The sequence below is a fragment of the Nonomuraea aridisoli genome (genome assembly GCF_003236395.1).
Taxonomy (GTDB): domain Bacteria; phylum Actinomycetota; class Actinomycetes; order Streptosporangiales; family Streptosporangiaceae; genus Nonomuraea; species Nonomuraea aridisoli.
Genome location: NZ_POUD01000618.1, coordinates 1 through 763 on the forward strand (window position 1 = coordinate 1; position 763 = coordinate 763).

Sequence of the window (763 nt, forward strand, 5' to 3'; positions counted from 1 at the left end):
TTCATGCTGGCCATGGGCGCGGTCTCCGTCTACGGCGTGGTGCTGGCCGGCTGGTCGTCGCGCTCGCCGTACGCGCTGCTCGGCGGTATGCGGTCGGCGGCGCAGGTGGTCTCCTACGAGATCGCGATGGCTCTGTCGTTCGTGGCCGTCTTCCTGTTCGCCGGCACGCTGTCCACCTCCGAGATCGTCAAGGCGCAGGAGCACACCTGGTTCGTGGTGCTGCTCATCCCGTCGTTCCTGATCTACGTGGTCTGCATGTTCGGCGAGGCCGCCCGCATCCCGTTCGACCTGCCCGAGGGCGAGGGCGAGCTGGTCGGCGGCTTCCAGACCGAGTACTCCTCGTCGCTGAAGTTCGCCCTGATCATGATGGGTGAGTACCTGCACACCTTCACCGCCTCGGGCATCGCCGTCACCCTGTTCCTGGGCGGCTGGCGGGCGCCGTTCCCGATCTCGTTGTGGGAGGGCGCGAACGCGGGCTGGTGGCCGGTGTTGTGGTTCCTCATCAAGTTCGTGCTGACCTTCTGCTTCATCGTGTGGGTGCGGGCCTCGCTGCCGCGCATCCGCTACGACCAGCTGATGTCGCTGGGCTGGAAGGTGCTGATCCCGGTCAACCTGGCCTGGATCCTGCTCGTGGCCGCCGTGCGCAACCTGGTCGTCAACGAGGGCGACCGGATGATCGGGCTCGGCATCGCCGGAGCGCTGGTGATCGGCGTGCTCGCCGTCTGGCTGCGGATCGACACCGTCGACCAGCGGCGCAAGGAGG

The 763-nt window shown here is 67.4% G+C and carries 1 protein-coding gene; it reads left to right on the forward strand.

The window, feature by feature from the left end; genetic code table 11:
* Positions 1-763, forward strand: a 763-nt coding sequence (locus C1J01_RS48420; protein WP_181449392.1) for a complex I subunit 1/NuoH family protein, incomplete at both ends; no start/stop codon positions are given.